6 protein-coding genes are annotated in these 4,773 nt (G+C 73.0%); 3 read left to right on the top strand and 3 right to left on the bottom strand.

The genetic code is table 11. The features are described 5' to 3' along the window. On the bottom strand, positions 1-1,448 hold a 1,448-nt coding region (locus tag AB0G02_RS28415), incomplete at its 3' end, for an NB-ARC domain-containing protein (protein ID WP_360799652.1). Positions 1,449-1,788: 340 nt separating this feature from the next. On the opposite strand from AB0G02_RS28415, the gene AB0G02_RS28410 reads away from it, so the two are divergent. After that, positions 1,789-2,454, top strand: coding sequence for a GNAT family N-acetyltransferase (locus AB0G02_RS28410; RefSeq protein ID WP_360799649.1), 666 nt, complete (start codon positions 1,789-1,791; stop codon positions 2,452-2,454). 27 nt (positions 2,455-2,481) lie between these two features. On the opposite strand, the gene AB0G02_RS28405 is transcribed toward AB0G02_RS28410, so the two are convergent. After that, positions 2,482-2,829, bottom strand: coding sequence for a hypothetical protein (locus tag AB0G02_RS28405; protein ID WP_360799646.1), 348 nt, complete (start codon positions 2,827-2,829; stop codon positions 2,482-2,484). Between the two features lie 176 nt (positions 2,830-3,005). On the opposite strand from AB0G02_RS28405, the gene AB0G02_RS28400 reads away from it, so the two are divergent. After that, positions 3,006-3,536 carry a DUF2231 domain-containing protein gene (locus AB0G02_RS28400; RefSeq protein ID WP_360799643.1) on the top strand — a complete coding sequence of 177 codons (531 nt, stop codon included), beginning with the start codon at positions 3,006-3,008 and terminating at the stop codon, positions 3,534-3,536. Positions 3,537-3,607: 71 nt separating this feature from the next. Here AB0G02_RS28400 and AB0G02_RS28395 read toward each other — a convergent pair whose 3' ends face one another. After that, entirely contained in the window at positions 3,608-3,829 is a 222-nt protein-coding gene (locus AB0G02_RS28395; protein WP_360799640.1) for a hypothetical protein, read from the bottom strand. Positions 3,830-4,232: 403 nt separating this feature from the next. On the opposite strand from AB0G02_RS28395, the gene AB0G02_RS28390 reads away from it, so the two are divergent. Next, the coding region (locus AB0G02_RS28390; RefSeq protein WP_360799637.1) for a glutamate-cysteine ligase family protein at positions 4,233-4,773 on the top strand (541 nt) is incomplete at its 3' end.

Below are 4,773 nucleotides of genomic sequence, written 5' to 3'. Positions count from 1 at the left end.
GACACCCAGTCCTGCCAGTGGCCTTGGCGTTCGAGGTAGGTCGCGAGCGTCCACGCCAGCTGCCAGGCGTAGGTGTCGAGCCCGTGGTGGACCGCGTGGTCGATGACGACCGGCAGCGTGGCGCGTTCCGCGGCGAACCAGTCCAGCGCCTCCTGCTCGTCGACGACGGGGAGCGGTTCCACGTCCTCGGTCGGCTGCTGCAACGCGATGCGCTCGCGCTGCGGTGCGATCCGGCGGTCCGCGGCCGAACAGGTCCGGAGGTAGAAGTCGAGCATGCGGCGCACCGCGGCTCGACGGCTGACGGCGGGCTCCTCGTCCGCGGCCAGTTCGGCGGCGTAGCTGCGCAGCAGGTCGTGGGACTGGTAGCGCCCCGAGCCGAGCCGCTCCAGCAGGTGCGCGCGGACCAGCTCGGCCAGCGGCGCCCGCACCTCGGACGGGCGCACGCCGACGAGGGCGGCCGCCGCCGGTGCGCTGACGGTGGTGCCGGGGTGCAGCCCCAGCAGGCGGAACAAGGCGGCGGCGTCGGGCGTCAGGGCGCGGTAGGACCAGGAGAACACCGCGCGGGCACCGTCCTGGCTGTCGCCGGCGTCGAGCGCGTCGAACCGCCGCCGCTCGTCGCGCAGCTCTTCGGCCAGGGTCGCGAGCGCCAGGTCCTCCTGCGTCATGGCCCGCGCCGCCACCAGGGCGAGGGCGAGCGGCAGGCGGGCGCAGAGCCGGATGAGCTGCTGGACGGCGCGGGGCTCGGCTTCCACCCGGTGCGCACCGAGCCTTCGCCTCAGCAGCTCGACGGCCTCGTCGTCCTCCATCACCTTCAGGGTCATCGGACGCGCGCCGTCCCGGGCGATCAGACCGGTGAGCCGGTCCCGGCTGGTGATGAGGGTCAGGCAGGTCGGGTGGCCGGGCAACAGCGGTCGCACCTGCTCGGAACTCCGCGCGTTGTCCAGGATCAGCAACACCCGCCGTCCCGCCAAGGTGCTCCGGTACAAACCGAGCAGGGCGTCGAAACCGGTGGGGATGCGCTCAGGCGGAACCTGGAATGCGTCGAGGAATCCCCGAATCGCCTCGGCGGGCGGCATGGGCACACCGGTCGGGTCGAACCCCCGCAGGTTGACGTACAACTGCCCGTCCGGAAAGCGCTTCGCGGCCTGGTGTGCCCAGTGCACCGCCAAAGTGGTCTTGCCGACCCCGGCCGTCCCGCTGATCGCGGAGATGACCAGCGTCGCCCCGTTCTCGGCGGCGTCGTCGAGCACCCCGGTCAACCGGGCGAGTTCCGGCTCGCGCCCGACGAAGTAGGGGAACGCGCCGGGCAGCTGCCGGGGCGTCACCCAGGACCGGTCGGCGGGGTCGACGACCTGGTGGAAGTGCACGCCCCCTTGCACGTCACGCGCTTGGAGCACCGAGCCCACGACGCTGCCGCCGAGGTCGTTCCCTTCGTTGGTGACGCTCACCGACTACCTCTCGCCACGAACCACCCGGCCGCCCCCCGACCAGGGGATGCTAGGACAACGGCGGTCGTCCGGATCCGCAATTCGGCGGCGTTCATCACCCCGAATAGTTGATGCGAGAGTAGGTCGCGCGCATTTGTCCGAATTGGCGCGCATAACGTGATCAACTCGCCACCGCGAGTAGTCACCACGCATTTCCGTATTATTATGACCGCAATCCTGCGGTGCGGATCCCGGGTGCGGCGGGCAACGATCGGATCACCCGCTCAACGGTGCGGTTACCCGACTGCGGACGACCCGGTGTTCGGGCGTGCCCTGTCCCGACGAGGAGTTCAGGCAGAAGATGAGCGAGCCTGGTACCGGGTCCGACCTGCCCTCGGTGCGCCGACGTGAGTGGCGGACCGTGTCACCTGAGGACTGCCGGCGCATCGAGGCGATCTGGGAGGAAGCGTTCCCGCCCGCCGAACGCAGCGCGCACGACACGGTCTCCTGCCGCAACAGCACCTGGCTGTGGACGGCCCACTCGGCCGACGGCCGGCTGACCGGGTTCGCCACGGCGCTGTCCCTGCCCGAGTCCGGTGCGGCCTACCTGGAGTACCTGGCCGTGCAGCCCACCGAGCGCGGTTCGGGGACGGGCGCCGCCGTGCTCGCCGCGATCGTGGACGACCTGCGGGCCGACCCCTCGGTGCAGGGGATCGTGCTGGAGGTGGAGGACCCGGTCCGGACCCCGGGGCGTGATCCGCTCCTGGCCCGGCGGGTGGCCTTCTACGAGCGCTGGGGGGCGCGACCGGTCACGTCGCTGGGCGACTACTCCATGCCGGACCTCGCGAACCCCGGCGGGCTGGTGCCGATGATCGTGCTGTGGCGGGGGATCCGCGACAACCCGGTGCTCCCGCCGGACGCGGTGGTGCGCGTGCTCACCGATCTCTACCACGGCTACTACGCGCACGCCGCGTCGGAGGGCCACCTGGAGGAGATGCTGGACCGCATGACGCTCGTCTCGCCGTGACCACGCGCCGTGCGCAGCGGCGCGGGCTTACGGCCAGGGACCGGACGAGCAGACGAACGAGGCCGAGTCGGTGGACGCGCCGGTGGCGTCGGTGACCGTGGCGGTCAGGGTCAGGTACGTGCCGCCGCGGCACGACTGGTTGACGTAGGACATGTTGTCGGAGGCGGGCATGGCGCTGCCGTTCTTGGCCCACTGGATCGTGGTCGCGCCGACGGCGCCGGTGACGTACACCTCGCAGAAGTAGGCGTTGCCACCGGTTTCGCACAGCACTTGCACCGAGGGCGCGGCGGTGGCGGCGGGCGCGGCGGCCAGCAGGGCGGCCGCGCCGCCCAGGGCCGCGGCGAGCGCGCGCAGGGACGTTCCTGGTCCAGTCACGAGAACCAGCCGAGCACGACCAGGAGGGCGGGGTTCCGTCCGGCGCCAGGCGGTGCACGGGCACCGCGATCCGCCACGACGGTGACCGTCCAACGGCGGCTGCGGGTGCTCAGGAGCGCCGACCCACGGGCGGGCCGCGAGCGGTTCACCGTGCCCGCGCCGGGTACTCGGGGCGCATGAGCGCAGTACGTCGGACATTGCACGCCGCCGAATCGGTCGACGCCGTCGACGCACCGGCCGGCGCGGTCGCACGGGCGGTGCGGCGGGTGCTGGGCCGGGGCAAGGCGGACCGGCTGCTGCGCGGCGCGTGGCTCGGCCACCCGGTGCACCCGTTGCTGGTGACCGTGCCGATCGGCGCCTGGACGTGCTCCGCGGTGCTCGACATCGGCTTCGGCCGGCGCACCGCCGCGCGGCAGCGGGTCATGGTCGGGCTCGCCGCGACGCCGCCGTCCGTGCTGGTCGGCTTGGCCGACTTCTCCCGCCTGGACGCCCGGCAGCGGCGCGTCGGCGCCCTGCACGCGGTCGCCAACCTGGTCGCCGCGGGCTGCTTCCTCGCCTCGACGCGGTGCCGCGGTGACGGAGCCGCGCGCGCCTGGGGGTTGGTGGGGCTGGCGGTGCTCGGCGTCGGCGGCGCGCTCGGCGGCCACCTGTCCTACGCGCAGGGCGCCGGCGTCCACCGGTGGCAGGAGGGCGAGGACGCGCGCTGAGCCGTCCGACGACCCCCGCTGTCCGTCCACTCCGGATCGGCCCACTCCCGATCGGCCCACTCCGGATCGGCTCAGGAGTTCTCCGAGGACGGTTGCACCTCGATGATGTTCCTGGTGTCCAACACGGACACCGTGCGGTCGGGCAGCAGCACCGGAACCCACGCGTGCGCGGTCTGCGGGTCGACCACGGGCGGTCCTATGACGACACCGCGCAGGAACGCCGCGGGGTTGAGCACGTCCGGGTTGAGGAAGGTGATGACCGCGCCGCGGTCGGGACGGGGTGTGGTGGCCATGGCGGAGTCCAGGGGGCTCGGAGCGCACCGGCCGACCGCGGACGGGTCGACCGCCACGATCGGTGCGGACTGCGGGTCGCCGGCTTTTTGACGTGCCGATCGAGTACCCCCGCCGGACCGTCGAAACCACCCGTGCGCCGCCGGATCGGTCGGCGCGGCGCGGCGGACCGGCGATCGACGAGCGCGAAGACCCCGGTTTGCCCGCACCCGGCAGTGGTATTCCGGTGATCCCCCCGGCGGTTCCGAACTCATGCGACCGGTGCCGCCGGGGGACTCCTGGTCGGTCGAACAGCCTGCCGACACCCGTGCGGCCGCCCTCGTGCGGGGCAGCGCCGTGGTCGGCGCGTGACGACGGCGCGCTGGTGCGGTCGCGTGCGGATCACCAGCGAGCGATGAGGACACCATGATCAACGCTGATCACCCCCTCCCGGCCGGTTCCGACGTGCCGACGCTGGGGGTGGAGGAGGAGTTCCTGGTCGTCGACCCGGACACCGGCCTGCCCGTCCCGGCCGCCGGGGACGTCGTGGAGCTGGCGAACCGGTCGGGCGGGGACCTCCAGCCGGATCTAACGCGATACCTGGTGGAGAACAACACGCCCGTGTGCCGCACGGTGGGCGAGGTGCGCGGGCACCTGCTGAGCGCGCGCTCGGTGGCCGCGTCGGCGGCCCTCCGGTCCGGCGCGCGACTGCTGGCGGTCGGCGTTCCGCTGGCCGGGCCGATGGGGCAGCAGTTCAGCGACTCCGACCGCTACCGGCGCATCGGGCGGGACTACGGGATGCTGGCCGCCGAGCACGGCGTGTGCGGCTGCCACGTGCACGTCGCCGTGCCGGACCGGGAGACCGCCGTGCAGGTCTGCAACCACCTGCGCCCCTGGCTGCCCGTGCTGCTGGCGCTGACCGCCAACTCCCCGATCCACCAGGGCCTCGACACCCGCTACGCCAGCT

Source organism: Actinosynnema sp. NPDC023658, from assembly GCF_040639995.1.
Taxonomy (GTDB): Bacteria; Actinomycetota; Actinomycetes; order Mycobacteriales; family Pseudonocardiaceae; genus Actinosynnema.
Note: the sequence above shows the minus strand (reverse complement) of the source record. Positions and strands in the feature narration are given on the sequence as shown.

Coding starts and splice junctions, on each gene's coding strand:
- AB0G02_RS28410 (WP_360799649.1), top strand. CDS start 1,789: ATGAGCGAGCCTGGTACCGGGTCCGACCTGCCCTCGGTGCGCCGACGT.
- AB0G02_RS28400 (WP_360799643.1), top strand. CDS start 3,006: ATGAGCGCAGTACGTCGGACATTGCACGCCGCCGAATCGGTCGACGCC.
- AB0G02_RS28395 (WP_360799640.1), bottom strand. CDS start 3,829: ATGGCCACCACACCCCGTCCCGACCGCGGCGCGGTCATCACCTTCCTC.